Here is a 21316-nt window from a genome sequence, read left to right on the forward strand (position 1 = left end):
CCCTTAGTAGACCTGCGAAAAGAATTCCGTCACACTTGTGTTGTGAAAAGAAATGCGTCAGACCCTCGAAGCAAGGAAGTTGCAGGTCAGCCCACTGTAGCGACCTCGCCTAGTGCTGCCGCAAATCCGGTGACGGTGAGCGTCGAAGGCCAGACCCGGGCCGCAGTGGTCAAGCTGCTACTCGAAGAAGGCCCCATTACCGCCTCCGAAATCGGCACGCGCCTCGGTTTGAGTGCCGCAGGTGTCCGACGTCACTTGGATGCGTTGATCGAGTCCGGCGAAGCCCGTACCGCTTCGGCGGCGTCGCTGCGTCAGCGCGGACGAGGTCGTCCCGCCAAGCAGTTCCAGATCACCGCGACCGGCCGCGGCCGCCTCGGCCACACCTACGACGATCTGGCGGGAGCCGCGATGCGGCAACTCCGTGAAATCGGCGGAGACGCGGCAATCGAGGAGTTCGCCAAGCGTCGGGTTCAGGCGATCGTCGGCGACGTCGAACCGGCTGATCCGACAGATGTCGACAACGTCGAGGCGACAGCGGACGCAATCGCCGAAGCCTTCAACGCGGTGGGGTTCGCAGCGTCGACCCGGCCGGTCGGCAACGGCGTGCAGATCTGCCAACACCATTGCCCGGTTTCCCATGTGGCAGAAGAGTTTCCGGAACTGTGCGAGGCAGAGCAGCAAGCATTCCGGCAATTGCTCGGGACTCATGTTCAGCGTCTGGCGACCATCGCCAACGGTGACTGCGCCTGCACGACGCACGTGCCCCTCGTGTCCACCGGGAGTAGATGACCGGACCAGAGTGTTCTACAGAGCGTTGCCACCGTGCAGCGTTCGAATAGAGATTTTTCAGCTAGTTCTTCAAAGTCAGAACTGCTCGACCACAGCGACCAGCCCTCGCTGAACCCGAGCAGCCGTCAAGAAACAAGACTCCGGAAGGAGCTCGCATGACCGTCACATCAGACCAGGCGACTACCACTGCGGCAGCAGGCACCGAGCCGCTCACGCAGGAAGAGACCATCGCGTCCCTCGGTCATTACGGCTACGGCTGGTCCGATTCCGACGAAGCCGGAGCCAGCGCGCAGCGCGGGTTGTCCGAGGCTGTCGTGCGGGACATCTCCGCCAAGAAGAGCGAGCCCGAGTGGATGCTCGACATCCGCCTGAAGGCGCTGCGCACCTTCGACAAGAAGCCGATGCCGAACTGGGGCAGCGACCTCGAAGGTATTCACTTCGACAACATCAAGTACTTCGTCCGGTCCAGCGAGAAGCAGGCCGAGTCGTGGGAAGACCTGCCCGAGGACATCAAGAACACGTACGACAAGCTCGGCATCCCCGAGGCGGAGAAGCAGCGCCTCGTTGCCGGCGTCGCAGCTCAGTACGAGTCCGAGGTCGTCTACCACTCGATCCGTGAGGACCTCGAGGAGCAGGGCGTCATCTTCCTCGACACGGACACCGGTCTCAAGCAGCACCCGGAGCTGTTCAAGGAGTACTTCGGATCGGTCATCCCGGCCGGCGACAACAAGTTCTCCGCGCTGAACACCGCCGTGTGGTCGGGCGGCTCGTTCATCTACGTTCCGCCGGGAGTCCACGTGGACATCCCGTTGCAGGCGTACTTCCGCATCAACACCGAGAACATGGGTCAGTTCGAGCGCACCCTGATCATCGTCGACGAAGATGCCTCCGTGCACTACGTCGAGGGTTGCACCGCGCCGATCTACAAGTCCGATTCACTGCACTCGGCCGTCGTCGAGATCATCGTGAAGAAGGGCGGCCACTGCCGCTACACGACCATCCAGAACTGGTCCAACAACGTCTACAACCTGGTGACCAAGCGCACCAAGGTCGAGGCCGGCGGATCCATGGAGTGGGTCGACGGCAACATCGGCTCCAAGGTCACCATGAAGTACCCGGCCGTGTGGCTGATGGGCGAGTACGCCCGCGGTGAGGTTCTCTCCGTTGCGTTCTCCGGCGAGGGCCAGCACCAGGACACCGGCGCCAAGATGCTCCACCTCGCGCCGCACACGTCCTCGACCATCATCAGCAAGTCTGTCGCCCGCGGCGGTGGACGTGCGTCGTACCGCGGTCTGGTGCAGGTCAACAAGGGTGCCCACGGCTCCAAATCGACCGTCAAGTGTGACGCTCTGCTGGTCGACCAGATCAGCCGAAGCGACACCTACCCGTACGTCGACATCCGCGAGGACGACGTCACCATGGGTCACGAGGCCACCGTTTCGAAGGTCAGTGACGATCAGCTCTTCTACCTGATGAGCCGCGGACTGACCGAGGACGAGGCGATGGCCACCATCGTGCGTGGATTCGTCGAGCCCATCGCGAAGGAACTCCCGATGGAGTACGCGCTCGAGCTCAACCGCCTTATCGAACTTCAGATGGAAGGGGCTGTGGGTTAGTGACCACGCCAGAGACCGGAGTCATCGGAGCTGTTGCCGGGGAGAACCCGACCGCTCCTGTAAAGGGTGCAGCCACAGGCTCACCCATCACGAACAAGGGTGAGCAGTTCTCCTCGTTCGACGTCAATGCTTTCGAGGTTCCCGGCGGACGTGACGAGATCTGGCGGTTCACCCCGCTGCGTCGCCTCCGGGGATTGCACGACGGCAGCGCCGTCGCCAACGGACAGGTCACCGTCGAGGTCGACGGCGGCAGCGACATCACCGTCGAGACCGTCGGCCGTGACGACGCACGTCTGGGCAAAGCCGGCGTTCCCGCTGATCGCATTGCAGCGCAGGCGTATTCGAGCTTCGAGACGGCAACGGTCATCTCGGTTGGTGCCGAGGTCGAGGTCGAGAAGCCCGTTGTGGTCACCATGACCGGCCCCGGAGTCGACAACGTCGCCTACGGACACACCCAGATTCGTCTGGCGCAGTTCGCCAAGGCGACGTTCGTGATCGACCAGCGCGGCAGCGGAACCTTCGCGGAGAACATCGAATTCGTTCTCGGTGACAGTTCGCAGCTGACCGTGGTGGCCATCCAGGACTGGGCGGACGACGCAGTTCACGTGACGTCACACCACGCTCGCCTGAACCGCGACGCAGTGCTTCGATACACCTCGATCAGCCTGGGCGGCGACCTGGTTCGCCTGTCCGCCACCGTCAAGTACGACGGACCGGGCGGCGACGCCGAACTGCTCGGCCTGTACTTCGCCGACGCCGGCCAGCATCTGGAACAGCGTCTGCTGGTGGATCATTCGCAGCCCAACTGCAAGTCCAACGTGGTCTACAAGGGTGCGCTTCAGGGCGATCCCGGATCCGGTAAGCCCGACGCGCACACCGTGTGGATCGGCGACGTTCTCATCCGCGCCGCAGCGGAGGGCACCGACACGTTCGAGCTCAACCGCAACCTGGTGCTGACCGACGGCGCCCGCGCCGACTCGGTTCCGAACCTCGAAATCGAAACCGGTGAGATCGTCGGGGCCGGCCACGCAAGTGCAACGGGACGTTTCGACGACGAGCAGCTGTTCTACCTGCGTGCTCGTGGTATCCCGGAGGATCAGGCTCGTCGTCTGGTCGTACGTGGGTTCTTCCACGAAATCATCAACAAGATCGCTGTTCCCGAGGTGCGCGATCGCCTCGAAGCCGCAGTCGAAGCCGAACTCGCAGCCGTCGGCTCCTGACCGCCCCGCCTGCGACACCACCCCGTCGCTACGCTCGCCCGCCTCATCTTGAAGGAATTTCATGTCTACCAGTGACAACACCACCACCTCGGTCCTCGAGGTTCGTGACCTGCACGTCGAGGTCGCCAACTCCGATGCCAACGCCGAGCCCATCCAGATCCTCAAAGGCGTCGACCTGACGGTCCGCTCGGGGGAGACCCACGCGATCATGGGCCCCAACGGCTCCGGCAAGTCGACTCTGTCGTACGCCATCGCCGGTCACCCCAAGTACCAGGTCACGTCGGGCTCCATCACCCTCAACGGTGAAGACGTCCTCGCAATGAGCGTCGACGAGCGTGCACGTGCCGGGCTCTTCCTGGCCATGCAGTACCCCGTCGAGGTTCCCGGCGTTTCCATGTCCAACTTCCTGCGCACCGCCGCTACGGCCGTGCGAGGCGAGGCTCCCAAGCTGCGCCACTGGGTCAAGGAAGTCAAGGAAGCCCTCAGCGAGCTCGAGATCGATCCCTCGTTCATCGAGCGCTCGGTCAACGAAGGCTTCTCCGGTGGCGAGAAGAAGCGGCACGAGATCCTGCAGTTGGGCATGCTCAAGCCGAAGATCGCGATCCTCGACGAGACCGACTCCGGCCTCGACGTCGACGCTCTGCGCACCGTCTCCGAAGGCGTCAACCGCTACAAGGAGCGCGAGAACGGCGGCGTTCTGCTGATCACGCACTACACGCGCATTCTGCGCTACATCAACCCCGACTTCGTTCACGTGTTCGTCGGTGGCCGCATCGTCGAGTCCGGTGGACCGGAGCTGGCCGACGAGCTCGAGACCAACGGCTACGTTCGTTTCACCGCGGACACCGCAGCTACCCAGGGAGCGTAATCACGATGACCACCTCGGTGCGCGAGCTCGACGTCACAGCGGTTCGGGCCGACTTCCCGATCCTGGCGCGAACCGTGCGCGACGGAAAACCTTTGGTGTACTTGGATTCGGGCGCTACCTCACAGCGTCCGGTCCAGGTTCTCGATGCCGAACGGGACTTCCTGACCACGTGTAACGCGGCAGTACACCGGGGTGCTCATCAGCTCGCAGAAGAGGCGACTGACGCGTACGAGAATGCTCGCGCCACCATCGCTTCCTTCGTGGGTGCGGATTCGGACGAGTTGGTGTTCACCAAGAACGCCACCGAGGCTCTCAATCTGGTGACCTACGTTCTCGGTGACGATCGCTTCGACCGCCATGTCGGTCCTGGCGACGAAATCGTCATCACCGAACTCGAACACCACGCCAACCTCGTTCCCTGGCAGGAACTTGCGCGCCGAACCGGTGCGACGCTCAAGTGGTACGGCGTCACCGACGACGGCCGGATCGATCTCGATTCGCTGGAGCTGACGGACGCGGTGAAGGTCGTTTCGTTCACCCACCAGTCCAACGTGACCGGCGCGATCGCGCCCGTCGAGGAATTGGTGCGACGAGCACGCGCCGTCGGTGCACTCGTCGTGCTCGACGCGTGCCAGTCGGTGCCTCACATGGCGGTCGACTTCCACGAACTGGGAGTGGACTACGCGGCGTTCTCCGGTCACAAGATGCTCGGCCCTTCGGGGGTCGGAGTTCTCTACGGCCGTCGTGAACTGCTGGCAGCGATGCCTCCGTTCATCACCGGCGGATCGATGATCGAGACGGTCACCATGGAGGTCAGCACTTACGCGCCGCCGCCTCAGCGTTTCGAGGCCGGCGTCCCGATGACCTCACAGGTGGTCGGGTTGGGCGCTGCCGTGGATTACCTGAACACCTTCGGGATGGACGCAGTCGCCGCGCACGAGCACGTGTTGGTGGAGGCTGCTCTCGAAAAGTTGTCGGCGATCGAAGGTCTGCGCATCATCGGACCACAGACGTCCGAGAACCGCGGCGGCGCGATTTCCTTTGTCGTGGACGGTATTCACGCCCACGACCTCGGACAGATCCTCGACGACGAGGGCGTCGCGATTCGCGTCGGACACCATTGTGCGTGGCCGCTGCATCGTAAGTTCGGTGTCGCTGCGACGGCCCGTGCGTCGTTTGCGCTCTACAACACCACCGCGGAAATCGATGTTCTCGTTGCCGCGATCAAGCGTGCGCAGGAATTTTTCGGTGTCGCAGGGGAGTTGAACTGAATCATGCGCATGGAGCAGATGTATCAGGAAGTGATCCTCGATCACTACAAACATCCGCACGGCCGCGGACTCCGTGAGCCGTTCGGCGCCGAGGTGCACCACGTCAACCCGACGTGTGGCGACGAGGTGACGTTGCGCGTCCAGATATCCGAGGACGGAACGGTCTCCGACGTCTCGTACGACGGTCAGGGTTGTTCGATCAGCCAGGCGTCGACGTCGGTGCTCAACGACCTCGTCATCGGGATGCAGGTCACCGACGCACTGAAGACGGTGACGGCGTTCAACGAGATGGTGAGCAGTCGGGGCACCGTCGAGGGGGACGAGGACGTTCTCGGCGACGGTATCGCGTTCGTCGGAGTCTCGAAGTATCCGGCACGCGTGAAGTGCGCCTTGCTCGGATGGATGGCATTCAAGGATGCTGTAGTCCAGATTGTCGACGGCAGTGCTGTGACGACGGCGGACAGCAGCAGTGAATTGGTCGACACGACTGAAGGACAGGGATCATGACCGAGACACAACCAGTGCAGGACGCCGAGGTCGGCGCTCCGGTGAATCCGAATCCCGATTCCACTGCGGAATTCGGTGGCGCACAGGGCAGTGGCACTGTCCCGTCGCCTGAGCGACTCGACGAACTCGAAGAAGCGATGCGCGACGTCGTCGATCCCGAACTGGGAATCAACGTCGTCGATCTCGGCTTGGTCTACGGACTCTTCGAAGACGACGGTGTCGTCACTATCGACATGACTTTGACGTCGGCGGCGTGCCCGTTGACCGACGTGATCGAGGACCAGGCGCGCGGCGCACTTGTGCGTAGCGATCTGTGTACCGACATGAAGATCAACTGGGTGTGGTTGCCGCCGTGGGGACCGGACAAGATCACCGAAGACGGACGCGAGCAACTGCGCGCACTCGGCTTCACGGTCTGACAAGCAACCTCGGCACGATCAACTGAATACATTTCACCGGAGCGTCGGTGCCCGTTCGTCGGGTACCGGCGCTTCGGTTTGTTATATAGGGCCGTTTTAGCCATGATATTCAGGACAATAGTCCCAAATGGTTGTTTGATGAATATTTGCTGGAAGCTGACTGATCGGTAACATCGCAGCTGATTGTCACGATGTGATCTCCGGCGGGCGATTTGCCAGTTTCCACCCGAGCTTTCCAAAGTATTCGTCTCATTTTCGAAGTGCCCCGATCAGTTCGAAGCGTCCAGCGGACGCATAAACCTGTTTGCATCATGATCAAGTTGTAAGAGGGAGATTCGTGTGGATGGCAGTCCCGACCGAGGAATCGTTTCCGCAGCTCGTCCGGACGACGAACTCACCTTCCCTCTTTCTGCCGCGCAACTTTCCCTGCTTGTCGCACAACAGCTTCGACCCGAGATTCCCGTCAGCATCGCTCAGTACGTGGACGTGGACGGCCCACTCGACATCGAGCTGCTGACCGCTGCCAGCAAACAGACCGGCCGTGAGATCGGCTCCGGATATCTGCGCCTGGTCGAGGTGGACGGGGTTGCGCGTCAGTGGCTCGATCTCGACATGGACGACTCCCTCGACGTGGTCGATCTTCGCGCCGAATCGGATCCGGAATCTGCAGCGCAGGAATGGATGCGCAGAGAGCACACTGCTGCCATCGATCCGTTCACCGATCGCCTGGTCAGGCTGGCAGTCCTGGTGCTGCGCGACGACCATTACTACTGGTACAGCCGTATTCATCACGTAGCGCTCGACGGTTTCGGCGCGATGTCGATGATGAACCGCACAGCCGAGATCTACACCGCCGCGGTGCGCGATCTACCAGTTCCCCCAGCGGTAACTGCCCCCCTCCAATCGTTGGTGAAGGCAGAGGCCGACTATCTGGGCTCCACGCGGTGGGAGCGCGATCGCGACTACTGGAACACCAAGATGGCCGACAAACCGGGCGGAACCTCGCTCGCGTCCTCGACTGCTCCGTCGCAGGCATGGTCTCGCCTACGGTCGGCGACGGTACCTACGGAAATGCGGAGCTCCCTCGAACGGCTGGCCGCCGCCCACGATGTGACGACGTCGTCAGTGGTGATCGGTGCACTGGCGGCTTACCTCGCCCGGGCCACCGGGACCCGCGACGTGGTCCTCAGCCTGCCGGTCTCGGGGCGGACGACAAAAGCTGCTCGCCGGTCCGGCGGAATGATGTCGAACGTCGTTCCGATACGTGCGAGCGTCGATCCGCATTTCGCGGTCGGGGACTTGCTGCACGAGGTGAAGATCGAACTCACCGGCGCACTGCGTCATCAGAAATACCGCCACGAGGACCTACGACGCGACCTCAACGCCGGTGATCACAGCATCGCCGACGGACGAGGCTTCCACGGGCCGTTGATCAACCTCATGCTGTTCCATTCCGGAATCACTCTCGGGGACGCGCACGGCGAACTGAACGTGATCTCGACCGGGCCGATCGAAGACCTCTCCGTCAACGTCTATCAGACTTCCGCAGCCGAAGAGATCCAGATCGACTTCGCCGCGAATCCAGACCTGTACACCAACGAGGACATCTCGCGTCACCACCGGCGTTTCCTCGAGTTCCTCGACTTGTTCTGCGCTGCGGAATCGGGAACTCGATTGATGGATATCGACCCCGACGCCGCGGGTAAATGGATCGCCGAAGTTCAACACGCCCGCAACGTCGAGTACTGGTCTGCGACCTTGTCGAACCCCGCCGAGGAACTGGGTTTGCCGGTCGTCGCCGGAACCGGTCGAACGTCCACGCCCCTCGAGATCGAGGCAGGCCTCTGCCGGAGCCTCGAGACGATGGCGACGACGATGAACACGAGTCTGTTCGTGCTGTTCCAGTCTGCGATGGCCGGACTGCTGCGCCGCGTCGGTTCGGCTGACGAGGTGTCGATCGGCGTCTCGGTCCGAGGATACGGCGCCTCCAATCCGGACGATTTCGTCTCGATGTTCGCCAACCAGTTGGTGCTTCGCTCGACGGTGTCGAACACCATGACGCTCACCGACCTGGTCGGTGCGGTGGACACCGTCGCAATCGAAGCTCTCGAACACGCAGACATTCTTCTGTCTTCGGTGACCGCCGCACTCGGTGACGGCCGCTGGGTCGAGACGGGCCCGTTGTTCCGGGCGATGGTCTGCTTCGAGGAGCCGCTGGATGCTCACCCGAGATTTCCGGGGCTCATGGTCGGTGCGCCTATCGGATCGGATCTGGCCACCGTGCCGGAACTGTTTGTCTCCCTGGCGATTCCGACTGGTGAGCATGCCGATTTCGATCAGCCGATCTCCGGTGTTCTGGATTGGCTCGGCACGAAGGAGCAAGCCGAGGACCTCGCCGACCGTTATCTACGAATCTTGACCGCGATGGTCGGTGCTCCGCACTCGGCGCTCGGCTCAGTGGATCTACTGCGCCCGGACGCGCGCCAGGCGCTGGTGCCGCCCGTTCTGCCGATTACCCCGGTCCGAACGCTCTCCGAGATCCTTTCCGACCGCATTCGGGCGACCCCGGAAGCGATCGCCGTTGTCGCAGGTAGCGAGCGCGTGTCGTACCGCGAACTCGATCGACGATCGAATCAGTTGGCGCGCAAGCTCGTCGATCATGGCGTGCAATCCGAGTCGTTGGTCGGAATCATGCTGCCGAAATCCGTGGACATGATCGTTGCCGCTGTCGCGGTAGTGAAGGCCGGCGGCGGATACCTCCCACTCGATCGTGCACACCCCGCCGAGCGTTTGGCATACGTGGTCGAGGATGCGCAACCGGTGTGCGTCATCTCCGATTCCACTTTCCCGAACTCCGCCTTCCCGAACTCTGACGTGGTGGTCGTCGGCGTCGAATCCGACGAATACTCCGGTGAGAGTCTGGAAACCGATGAGCGCCCGCGCGGACACGGAGCCGACAATCTGGCGTACGTGATCTACACCTCGGGGTCGACGGGCCGACCCAAAGGTGTCTCCGTCACCCACGCCGCTGTGGTGCGATTGTTCGAGAACACGCACGTCGAATTCGGATTCGACGGCAACGACGTGTGGACGATGTTCCACTCGTTCGCCTTCGACTTCTCGGTCTGGGAACTGTGGGGCGCGCTGCTCCACGGCGGAACGCTGGTCCTGGTCGATCACGAGGTATCACGCGACCCTGACGCCTTCCGGGCGCTGGTCGCCGCAGAAGGCGTCACCGTGCTCAATCAGACGCCCTCGGCCTTCTACCAGTACATCGAAGCCGACCTTCGGGCCGATTCGGAGACCCGGCTCCGGTACGTGATCTTCGGTGGCGAAGCCTTGGACCTGCGTCGACTCGGGCGCTGGTACGACAATCACCCGGGGTACGAAAGTCACACGGAATCCGCGCCTGCACTCGTCAACATGTACGGCATCACCGAGACGACGGTGCACGTCACCCATCTCGAACTCGACCGGGCGAGCGCGAGTGCGGTTACCGGCAGCCGGATCGGTGACGCGATCGACGGACTTCGTGTGTACCTGCTCGACGAGCATCTCTCCCCGGTCCCGGTGGGGATCGCGGGGGAGATCTATGTCGCGGGCGGTCAACTCGCCCGTGGCTATCTGGGCCGTCCAGACCTCACCGCGGGCCGGTTCGTCGCCGATCCTTTCAATGCCGGCGGACGACGGTTGTACCGGTCCGGCGACCGCGCACGATGGATTGCGCCCGGACAACTCGAGTACCTCGGACGCGGCGACGCGCAGGTCAAGATCCGCGGATTCCGGATCGAACTCGGCGAAATCGACTCCGTCATCCTCAGCGCGCCGGGAATCGACGATGCCGTGACCGTCGTGGCTCCGACGCCGGCGGGCGGCGCTCTCGTGACCTATGTGACCGCTTCCGACGTCGTGGACGCCGAAGCCCTCCGAGCTCACGCCGCCGAAGCCCTCCCGACCTACATGGTTCCCGATGCCTTCATGGTCCTCGATTCGATTCCGTTGACCACCAACGGAAAACTGGACCGGCGTGCGCTGCCTTCGCCTATCCTGGCCTCCACCAAGGTCTTCCGACCCCCGACGACCCCGACCGAGGGCAAGGTTGCGGCGGTTCTGGCTGACATCCTGAGTAGTGGACCGCTCGGACTCGACGATAATTTCTTCCATCTGGGCGGAAACTCGCTGGTAGCGACGACGGCGGTAGCGCGCTTGACCGAAGCCACCGGGGTTAAAATGCCGCTGCGTGCACTCTTCGACCATCCCACGGTGTCCGGGATCGCGGCGACGATCGAGCGTGCGGCACAGACCCCGGACGCCGACGGTATTCAGGTCGTGGCCCGGCCGGCTGCACTGCCTCTCGCTCCCGCGCAGCAGCGACTGTGGTTCCTGAACCGCGTGGCACCGGAATCAGGTGCGTACAACATTCCACTGGCGGTGTCGTTGCGCGGCGCCGTCGATCCCGACGCACTCAGTGCCGCGATCGTGGACGTCGTGACACGTCACGAGTCACTACGCACCGTGTTTCCTCAGATCGGGGACAACGCGACGCAGAAGGTTCTGGGCCTGGGCGAGGGGATCGCAGGGCTCGAGTCGATCGACGTGGAACGCGGAAGCCTCGAGAGAGTGATCTTCGAATTCTCTTCGGCCGGTTTCGATCTGGTCCGCGAACGTCCGGTGCGCTACCTGCTGATCACTGTCGCCGCCGAGAAGGAAGGCGATGACGAGGAAGCTGTCCTCGTAGTGGTTCTGCACCACATGGTGGCCGACGGTTGGTCGCTCGCGCCGTTGGCTGCTGATCTCACCGGCGCCTACGCCGCCCGCGTCGGCGGCAACAGCCCGCAGTGGGCACCCCTTCCGGTGCAGTACGCCGACTACACGCTCTGGCACCGAGAACACCTCGGCGACGCGTCATCCACCGATTCACTTGCCCACTCACAGATCGCGTTCTGGAAGCAGCAGCTGGCGGGAGCGCCCGAGCAGCTCCACCTGCCGACGGACCGTCCGCGCGCACTCGACCCGACCATGCGCGGAGCCGGAGTCGACATCAGAATCGGCGCTTCCACGCATCAGAAGCTCGTTGTACTTGCCGCCGATCACGACGCCACGCCGTTCATCGCCCTGCACGCGTGCTTCGCCCTGCTTCTGGCCAGGTACAGCGGCACGGACGACATCGTCATCGGAACACCGGTGGCCGGACGAGGGGACAGATCTCTCGATCTGCTCGTCGGCATGTTCGTCAACACTCTTGCCCTGCGGACCGTCGTCGATCGGGACGCAACGTTCGCCGCACACCTGTCACAGGTCAGGGCCGTCGACGTGGATGCCTTCGACAATGCGGACGTGCCTTTCGACGTCGTCGTGGACGCGCTCGAACTGGACCGCTCGCCCGCACACCACCCGGTCTTTCAAGCGGCCATCACCTCGCGGATAGCCACCACCCACACAGCCGAACTGGCAGGGGTGTCGATGACGGCGCGGGCAGTCGAGACGGGGCTGACCAAGTTCGACCTCGAGCTCACCGTCACCGAACGTCACGAGGCCGGGGCCGCAGCAGGAATCGATGCCACGTTCACCTATTCCACCGACCTGTTCGACAGCGCGACCGTCGAAGCGTTGGCGCGAAACTTCGTGACACTCGTGGAATCGGCAGTGTCGGAACCGACTGCATCGGTTGGTGACCTTCGTGTACTCGGATCGCGGGAGAGTGCCGCGACGTTGCCGCGACGCGGTGTGGCTTCGGTGGGCGAATCGACGCTGGCGCAGATCCTCGGAGACACCGCGAGGACGTATCCCGACGCGATCGCCCTCGAAGACTCCGAGCGCTCACTCTCGTACGGGGAGCTGGAGCGTCGATCGAATCGGATCGCTCGATACCTCATGGACCTGGGAGTCGGCCCCGAGACACCGGTCGCACTGGCCGTCGCCCGATCGGTCGACTCCGTGCTCGCAGTCTGGTCGGTCACCAAAGCCGGTGGCGTTTTCGTCCCGGTCGATCCCCGTTATCCCGCAGATCGAGTTGCGCACATGCTCGAGGATTCGGGTGTGCGGATCGGAATTCGGTCCGCCGAGGTTGCGGCCGGTCCGGCAGCCGGTGGGAACGTCGCAGCCTGGATCGACCTCGGCGACGCGGACACGGTTGCAGAATGTGCCGCCTACTCCGACGCTGCCATCGACGACGCTGACAGAACAGCGTCGATCACTGCGGCGTCGGCCGCGTACGTCATCTACACGTCCGGCTCGACCGGAGTGCCGAAGGGCACCGTCGTCACTCACGCGGGTTTGGCCAATCTTGCTCGCGAACAACAGGATCGGTACCGGATCACCGCCGGGTCGCGAACTCTGCATTTTGCGTCACCGAGCTTCGACGGCGCCGTACTCGAGCTACTGCTCGCCGGTTCGACCGGCGCGACGATGGTGATCGCCCCTCCCGACATCTACGGAGGGGAGGCGTTGAGCGAGTTCCTCCGAAGCCACGAGGTCACTCATGCCTTCATCACTCCGGCTGCGCTGGCGACCGTCGATCCGGCGGGCGTGACGGCACTGGAATGCGTAGTCGTCGGCGGCGACGTGTGCACGCCGGAATTGGTCTCGAGCTGGGGCAACGGGCGCAGACTGCACAATGGATACGGTCCGACCGAAACCACTGTCATGGTTGCCATCAGTGACCCACTCTCACCGGGGGAGCCGATCACCATCGGCGGTCCCATCCGCGGAATCGACGCCGTGGTGCTCGACTCTCGGCTGCAACCGGTCCCGATCGGCGGCGTCGGCGAGCTGTACATCGGTGGGCCGGGCCTTGCACGTGGTTACCACCTTCGTCCCGCGCTGACGTCGGATCGGTTTGTCGCGCATCCGTACTCGACGCCCGGTGCCCGGATGTACCGAACCGGTGACCTGGTCCGCTGGACCAAGGACCTGACCCTTCGCTACGTGGGCCGCAGCGATCATCAGCTCAAGATCCGCGGGTTCCGCATCGAACTCGGCGAGATCGACGCTGCTCTGATGGATTCCCCTCTCGTCCAGTTCGCCACGACGATTCCCGTCGAATCCGCCGCGGGTACCACTCTGGCGTCGTACGTGTTGCTGAGCGGCGACGCTGATATCGAGTCGCTGTTCGTGGGACTCGCCGACACGCTGCCGCGCTACATGATTCCGTCGTCGATCACCCCGATCGACGCCATTCCGTTGACTCCGGTCGGCAAACTCGATCGCAGAGCGTTGCCGACGCCGATACCGCGCGAAATCCTCGGAACGGGCCGTGAACCCGAGGCCGGACTCGAACGAACCGTTGCCGACGTGTTCGCTTCACTGCTCGACGTACCCGAGGTCCGAGCAGGAGACAGCTTCTTCGATCTCGGGGGCAACTCGCTCGTCGCGACGCAGGTGTCCGCGCGGTTGAGCGCAGCGACGGGACTCACCGTGGACGTGCGCTCGATCTTCGAAGCACCGACCGTCGAAGCGCTCGCTGCACGTCTGGCGGCGAGCGCCGAAGAATCAGACGATCGACCTGCCCTGAGCGCCGGTGCTCGCCCGGACCGCCTACCGCTCTCCGCCGCGCAACAGCGCCTGTGGTTCGTCAATCGCTTCGACCCCCATTCCGCGGTCTACAACATTCCGTTCGCGATCCGCATCACCGGAGACATCCACGGCGATGCACTCGAGGAGGCGCTTGCGGACGTCATTGCACGCCATGAGGTGCTTCGAACGATCTACGTCGACAGCCCCGACGGCCCGAGCCAGGTCATCCGAGCGCTCTCCGACGTGCAGTTCTCCGTCGAGCGCTACCGCGGATCCGAAGGTGTGGACGCGGCGACGACGGAGTTCGCGGCGCGTGGGTTCGATCTCGGTTCGGATCTGCCGATTCGGGCCATGCTGGTGCGCGAGGACGCCGGCGCTCACGTACTGGTCGTCGTCATCCACCACATCGCCTTCGACGGCTGGTCCCTGACTCCCTTTGCGACAGATTTCGTCGCGGCGTACTCCGCACGCGTCGTCGGAGACGCCCCGGTTTTCACACCGCTCGACGTGCAGTACGCCGACTACGCGGTGTGGCAGCAAGACTCGCTCGGACAGGTCGGCGACCAGGAGTCTCTGGTTGCCCGCGAACTGACCTTCTGGACCACTGCCATGGCTGGTGCCCCGGACGAGGTACTGCTACCGGTCGATCGCCCACGCGGATCTGTCTCCACGACCGCCGTCGGATCGGTGCCGATCGTCATCGACGCGGCGACCGGGGAGCGTCTCGCCGCCGTGGCGAGGCGCAGTGGCTCGACGCAGTTCATGGTCGTACACGCGATCCTGGCGGTTGTTCTCGCGCGTCTCGGTGCAACCGACGACGTGGTGGTCGGCACCCCGGTGGCAGGCCGCGGGCGACCCGAGCTGGATTCCCTGATCGGGATGTTCGTCAATTCGGTACCGCTTCGCACGCCGGTCGATCACCGAGCGCCGTTCACCTCCCTGCTCGAGGTCGTCCGTGAACGCGACCTTGCCGCCTTTGCGCACCCCGAGCTGCCCTTCGAGGTGCTGGTCGACGCCCTCGATCTCGACCGGTCGACGACGCGACACCCCCTGTTTCAGGTCATGCTGTCGTACCACCAGAATGTGGTCTCGCCGCAGGTCACGGTCCACGACGCGCATCTCGAAGCGCAAGCACTCGAACCGTCCGTCGCGAAGTTCGACCTCGAGTTCACCCTGCTGGCAGGCGATTCCGAGAAGACCGAGATCACCGGGTCGCTCAGGTTCGCCGAGGCGCTCTTCGACATTGCCACCGCGGAAACGATCGCCGCGCGTGTGCAGTCGGTGGCCCGCGCCGTCGCCGCAGATCCGGACGCCGCGATCGACGACCTAGATTTCCTCAGCACCCTCGAGCGGGCGTCGCTGATGCCGGTACGAGGTCCGGCGTGGACCAGTTCGCGCACCTTGGCCGAAATATTGACGCGGACCGCCACCCGTTCAGGCGATTCGGTGGCCCTTCGATCCGGTGACACCACCGTGCTCTACCGAGATCTCTTCGCCCGTGCATCGGCGCTTTCCCGCCGTCTGACCACGGAAGGGATCGGTGCCGAAGACATTGTGGCGATCGCGATTCCGCGCTCGATCGACTCGATCGTCGCCTTGTGGGGCGTTTCCTTGACCGGCGCCGCGTTTGTTCCGGTCGATCCGCGATACCCCGCCGATCGCATTCTGCACATGCTCACCGACTCCGGAGCCACTCGCGGAGTGACGACGGAAGCGGTGATCGAATCACTGCCCCGCCCGGTTCCGTGGATGACAATGGACGACATCCACGGCGACGGTGTCGGGCAGCCGGTTCCGGCCGCGCCGATCCGAATCGACAACCTCGCCTACATCATCTACACCTCCGGATCGACGGGAAAGCCCAAGGGCGTCAGCATCACTCATCGTGGCCTGAGCGCGTTGGCGGCCGAGCAGACGGCGCGTTACGGCATCTCGGCGCAGTCGCGGACGCTGCACTTCTCCTCACCGAGCTTCGACGCATCCATCCTCGAACTGCTGCTCGCAGTCGGTGAAGGCGCGACGATGGTGATCGCCTCTCCCGACGTCTACGGCGGCCAGGACCTCGCCGAATTGGTCACCGATCACCAGGTGACCCACGCGTTCATCACACCGGCAGCGCTGGCCTCGGTCGATCCCACCGGGCTGGACGTCTTGCAGTCGATCGTTGTCGGTGGCGAGGCATGCCCACCCGAACTGGTCCGTAAGTGGGCACCGGGTCGCCGATTGTTCAACGGCTACGGGCCGACGGAAACCACCGTCATGGTCTGCATCAGTGATGCCTTGAGCGTGGGGGAGACCGTGACCATCGGCGGGCCCGTCCGCGGCGTGTCCGCGGTAATTCTCGACGGCTCGGCTCAGCCGGTACCCGTCGGGGTCACCGGTGAGCTCTACATCGCCGGCCTGGGACTTGCCCGCGGCTACCTCGACCAACCCGCCTTGACGGCGACGCGATTCGTGGCAGCGCCGTTCGGCCCGGCCGGCACCCGCATGTACCGGACCGGTGACTTGGTTCGGTGGACGCCGCTCGGGACGATCGAATACGTCGGACGCTCCGATCACCAGGTGAAAGTGCGCGGATTCCGCATCGAACTGGGCGAGATCGACTCCGTCCTCAGCACTTACCCCGGCGTCGAGTTCGCGGTCACCGTGGGCGTCGACGCAGCTTCCGGTGAGACGATGTTGGCGTCGTACGTAGTGCTCGGCGCCGATGCGGTCGAGATGGACGAGTTGCTGAGCCATACGCGCCGCTCACTGCCCGCCTTCATGGTGCCGTCGGCGATCACCCCGATCGATCACGTACCGCTGACCCCCGTCGGGAAGCTCGACCGATCGGCGCTGCCGGCGCCGACACTGCGTTCGTCCGAGCGAAGTGTCGAGCCGCTGACGACCGCGACCGAACTCCAGGTTGCCGGCGTCGTGGCGGAACTGCTGGGTATCGAACAGATCAGTGCGTCGGACAGTTTCTTCGAACTCGGCGGCAACTCACTGCTCGCCACCAGACTGGCCCAGCGACTCGGCGAGTCGTTGGGCAGGCAGGTGCCTGTCCGAATGCTGTTCGAGCACCCCGAAATTCGGGAACTTGCCACCGCGCTCGACACATCCGCCGGGGCGAAGGCGCTTCCACCGATCACCGCCGTAGACCGCCCCGAGCGAATTCCGCTGTCCTACGCGCAAGCACGCATCTGGTTCCTCAACCAGATGGATCCCGGCTCACCCGCGTACAACGTCCCTGCTGCGATCTCCCTCGACGGTGCACTCGACGTGCCGGCCCTCGAAGCTGCGGTCCTCGACGTGATCGAAAGGCACGAAATCCTGCGCACGGTGTTCCCCGACTCCGGCACCGGTCCACACCAGGTGATCCAGGATGCATTCACCTCGCTCGAGTACGGAAATGCGGACACCCGTGAACCGGCAGAGCTCGCCAGAGAATTCGCGTCGCGTGGATTCGACATCACGACCCAAGCTCCCGTTCGCGCGCTCCTGCTCGAATCGACGCCGCAGCACCACACACTTGTCATCGTGATCCACCACATCGCGGCGGACGGATGGTCGATCGCGCCGTTGATGAAGGACGTGCTCACCGCCTACGTCGCGAGAAGTTCGGGACACGCTCCCGAGTTCACCGCGCTCGAGGTGCATTACGCGGACTTCGCGATCTGGCAGCGGGAAGCGCTGGGCGCGGTGAACGAATCCGCGAGCGTGCTCGGGGCACAGGCGTCGTATTGGCGGGAGACGTTGCGGGGCGCACCTGAATTGATCGACCTTCCGAGCGATCGAGCGCGTCCGCTCACCCAGTCGTTGAGCGGTGCCCACACCGCGGTCTCGCTTCCGGCGCACACCCGGATCGCGGTCGAGGCGGTTGCCGGAGCCAATGCGGCGACGCCGTTCATGGTGCTGCACGCTGCCTATGCCGTCCTGCTGTCCAGGCTGAGTCGAAGCACCGACATCGTGATCGGATCTCCGGTCGCCGGGCGAGGACACCGAGTTCTCGACGACCTCGTGGGAATGTTCGTGGGCACGGTCGGACTGCGCACGACGGTCGACCCCGGGTCGACGTTCGTCGACGTTCTGCGTACTGTCCGCTCCGTCGATCTCGACGCCTTCGCCCACGCGGACATTCCGTTCGAGCAGGTCGTGGACGTGGTGGCGCCGACCCGGAGCACCGACCGTCATCCGGTGTTCCAGACGATGATCTCGTTCCACGGCGCCCACCCGACGACGTGGGACCTGCCTGGACTTGCCGTTCGTGCCCACGAGATCACACCGGACATCGCCAAGTACGACCTGCAGTTCACCGTTGTCGAACAGACCGCGGAGGAAGGCGGCGGCTACGAGGCCTCCCTCACCTACGCGAAGGATCTCTTCGACACCGATACGGCGGCGTCGTTTGCAGTGATGCTGGAAACGATCGTCGAGACACTGACTGCCCAGCCCTCCGCCGTCGTCGGTGACGTGGATCTTGCGGGACGTCGCCTGCGTGCGTTGCCCGGACGTCCGGCCGGCGATGCTTTGACCTTGCCGGAGTTGCTGCTTCGCGGCGCTGCCGATCCGCACGCTCCGGCAATCGTCGACGTCGCCACATCCGTCACGCTCACGTACGGCGAACTCGACCGACGCTCCGACGCTATGGCGTTTGCGTTGATCGCTCGCGGAATAGCGCCGGAAATGATTGTGGCACTGGCGCTTCCGAGGTCGGCCGACTATGTGATCGCGCTCTGGGCCGTAGCGAAAGCCGGCGGAGTGTTTCTTCCCGTGGATCCGGCGTACCCCGCCGAGCGGATCGAGCACATGCTCACCGACAGTGGAGCGGTACTCGGTATCACCAGGGGCGAGTATGCGGCCGACCTTCCTGGCGTCACATCGTGGATCGAGTTGGATGCGATCGAATTCACCACCGAAATCGAGGCAGTCCATTCCGAGACACTGCCGGACGCGCCACTCGAGTTCGACAACCCGGCCTACTTGATCTACACCTCGGGCTCGACAGGAAAACCCAAGGGCGTGTTGGTCACTCACGCGGGACTGGCAGCGTTTGCCGACGAACAGCGGGAGCGTTTCGGCGTCACCGCGCACTCTCGTGCTCTGAGCTTCGCCTCGACGAGCTTCGACGCGTCGGTTCTCGAGCTCCTTCTGGCTCTCGGCGCCGGCGCAACGATGGTGATAGCGCCGCCGACAGTTCTCGGCGGTGTCGAATTGCACGAACTGCTCGACGAGCAGACGATCACCCATGCTTTCGTGACTCCAGCCGCCTTGGCGACTGTCGATCCCGCCGGGCTCGACCATCTCGAAGCCGTCGTCGTCGGCGGCGACGCCTGTTCCGCCGACCTCGTATCTCGGTGGGCACCGGGGCGCCGAATGTTCAACGCGTACGGCCCGACCGAGGCCACCGTCGCCGTCACCATCAGTGATTCGCTGGTCGCGGGGGAGCCCGTGACGATCGGCGGCCCGATCCGCGGCGTGGACGCGATGATTCTCGATTCCCGACTGCACTCGGTTCCCGGCCAGGTCGTCGGTGAGCTCTACGTCAGCGGCGACGGTCTCGCCCGCGGGTACCTCGGCAACCCCGCACTCACAGCCGCGCGCTTCGTCGCCGACCCGCATGGACCCGAAGGCGCTCGCATGTACCGCACCGGGGATCTTGTGCGCGAAGATCGCTCAGGGGCACTGATCTACCTCGGACGCGCAGACCACCAGGTCAAGATCCGAGGGTTCCGAATCGAACTCGGAGAAATCGACGCGGTGCTGGCAGCGGAAGCGTCCGTGCATTCGGCTGTCAGCGTCGTCGTCGGGGAGGGCGTCGACGCTCGGATCGTCGCGTACGTCGTCCCGGCACATGCGGACTTCGACGCCGCCGCGCTGCGCCGTCACGCAGGTATATCGCTGCCTGCGCACATGAACCCGTCCGCTGTTGTCGTGATCGGCGCAGTCCCGACCACACCGGCGGGCAAGCTCGATCGCAGCGCTCTGCCTGCTCCCAACTGGGAGTCGCCGAGTGGACGCAGTCCGGAAGGCAGCGACGAGATCGCGATCTGCGCTGCTTTCGCAGAGGTACTCGATCTGGCCGACGTAGACACGTACGCCGATTCGAGTTTCTTCGAACTCGGCGGCAACTCACTCATGGCAACGCGTTTGGTCGCTGCCATCAAAGAACGCACCAGCATGACCGTCCCCGTCGCGTGGATATTCTCCGACCCGACTCCGGAGGCATTGGCGCGCAGACTCTTCGAACTCGAGGCAACAGTTGTGACAAGTGACGCGGATACCTCCGCACTTGCGGTAGTCCTGCCACTACGTCCGGAAGGCCGCGCCGAGCCACTGTTCTGCATCCATCCGGCCATCGGATTGGCCTGGTGCTACGGAGCGCTCGATCGCTACGTCGACTCCAGCCGGCCGCTCTACGGCCTGCAGTCGCCGGTCCTGACGGACTCCGAATTTCGGGCGGAGCTGATCGAGGACTTCGCGGCGCGGTACGTCGAGGAAATTCGAGGAGTTCAGCCGCACGGTCCGTATCACCTGCTGGGGTGGTCGATCGGCGGATTGATCGCTCACGCGGCGGCGGTGCAGTTGCAAGCCGCGGGTGAGAGCGTCGCCGACCTGATTCTGCTCGACAGCTTCGTTCTCGAAGACCCGACGATGGCAGGCGCGCAGCCTTCTCTCGCCGAACTGATCGGCGGGTTGGGGATCTCGGTCCCGGACACCGGCGAGCGTGATCTGACATCCGAGGACGCCGAAGCACTCTTGCGTGAAACCATCGGCGATCACCCCTTGGTCTCGAGCGATCGGATCGAGCGACTGTTCGAGGAATACTCCGCCGGCGCCGAACTGGCTCACCGATACCGCCCGGGCAAGTTCGTGGGCGATCTGCTGTTCTTCTCGGCACACGCCGACACCTTCGACCCGCTGCGAACCGCGTCGGCGTGGCGACCGTTCGTCTCCGGGGTGATCATCGACCGTCCGGTGCCCACGTCACACGCCGAAATGTTCACCGAGGCAGGTCTGGAGGCGATCGGACCCGTGATCAACCTTGCGGTCGGAACGGGTCGTCACGCGGCCCCGGACGTCGACGCTGAGTTGGACGCTCTGATCGAGGTCCAAGACGTGCGCGGCTGAC

8 protein-coding genes are annotated in these 21316 nt (G+C 64.1%); all 8 read left to right on the plus strand.

Annotated elements, in window-relative coordinates:
• The first annotated feature begins 42 nt into the window (after positions 1-42).
• The 8 genes from RHP72_RS14705 to RHP72_RS14740 all read left to right on the plus strand — a co-directional run bounded on the left by RHP72_RS14705 (position 43) and on the right by RHP72_RS14740 (position 21315).
• Positions 43-789: a metalloregulator ArsR/SmtB family transcription factor gene (locus RHP72_RS14705; protein WP_076948451.1), complete on the plus strand. Its 747-nt coding sequence runs from the start codon at positions 43-45 to the stop codon at positions 787-789.
• A gap of 155 nt (positions 790-944) precedes the next feature.
• Complete coding sequence (sufB, locus tag RHP72_RS14710) at positions 945-2405, plus strand: Fe-S cluster assembly protein SufB (RefSeq protein ID WP_003944799.1); 1461 nt, start codon at positions 945-947, stop codon at positions 2403-2405.
• Positions 2405-3625, plus strand: a complete 1221-nt coding sequence (gene sufD, locus RHP72_RS14715) for a Fe-S cluster assembly protein SufD (RefSeq protein WP_003945011.1) — start codon at positions 2405-2407, stop codon at positions 3623-3625. The genes sufB and sufD overlap by 1 nt, the downstream gene beginning before the upstream one ends.
• Positions 3626-3686: 61 nt before the next feature.
• A complete protein-coding gene (sufC, locus tag RHP72_RS14720) occupies positions 3687-4493 on the plus strand; it encodes a Fe-S cluster assembly ATPase SufC (protein ID WP_003944795.1) in 807 nt (268 codons plus the stop codon).
• 5 nt (positions 4494-4498) lie between these two features.
• Positions 4499-5764, plus strand: coding sequence for a cysteine desulfurase (locus RHP72_RS14725; RefSeq protein ID WP_003944865.1), 1266 nt, complete (start codon positions 4499-4501; stop codon positions 5762-5764).
• Positions 5765-5767: 3 nt separating this feature from the next.
• A complete protein-coding gene (sufU, locus tag RHP72_RS14730) occupies positions 5768-6271 on the plus strand; it encodes a Fe-S cluster assembly sulfur transfer protein SufU (RefSeq protein WP_003944894.1) in 504 nt (167 codons plus the stop codon).
• Positions 6268-6690 (plus strand): metal-sulfur cluster assembly factor, encoded by a 423-nt coding sequence (locus tag RHP72_RS14735; protein WP_003944963.1) that lies wholly within the window; start codon positions 6268-6270, stop codon positions 6688-6690. Before sufU ends, RHP72_RS14735 begins: the two co-directional genes overlap by 4 nt.
• 339 nt (positions 6691-7029) lie before the next feature.
• The gene (locus tag RHP72_RS14740) at positions 7030-21315 is read left to right on the plus strand and encodes a non-ribosomal peptide synthetase (RefSeq protein WP_311094835.1); all 14286 of its coding nucleotides are present in this window, start codon (positions 7030-7032) and stop codon (positions 21313-21315) included.
• Position 21316: the final 1 nt, after the last annotated feature.

This window comes from Rhodococcus sp. SG20037, from assembly GCF_031763325.1.
Classification (GTDB): Bacteria; Actinomycetota; Actinomycetes; order Mycobacteriales; family Mycobacteriaceae; genus Rhodococcus_F; species Rhodococcus_F qingshengii.